At 37.1% G+C, this 272-nt stretch carries 1 protein-coding gene; it reads right to left on the bottom strand.

Translation table 11 applies throughout. The features are described 5' to 3' along the window. Nucleotides 1-272 (bottom strand): MFS transporter (locus tag ASHG_RS00030; RefSeq protein ID WP_040396667.1); only part of this gene is annotated, 272 nt, incomplete at both ends.

Genomic DNA, 272 nt, shown 5'->3' with positions numbered 1-272 from the left:
AAGGATGTGATTAGTTTGTCTATGAATGAGAACATTGTTCCAATCATGCCCGGTACATATCTTCCTGACTTACTAGTTTCATAGTCAGAAACGTCAGCAATCATTGGGTTTACAAGAGTTGATGGAACTCCGCCAAAGCCCATTGCCATCGTATATAAAACTAGGAATAAGATTGTTGCGAACCCTAAATTACTCATAGAAATTGTTGAACCATCAACAAACATGAACATACCAATTAATACGACGAATGTTCCTAATGCAATCCAAGTTGA

It is taken from the genome of Anaerococcus senegalensis JC48 (assembly GCF_000321005.1).
Lineage (GTDB): Bacteria > Bacillota > Clostridia > Tissierellales > Peptoniphilaceae > Anaerococcus > Anaerococcus senegalensis.
This window is presented reverse-complemented; position numbering and strand designations above follow the sequence as displayed.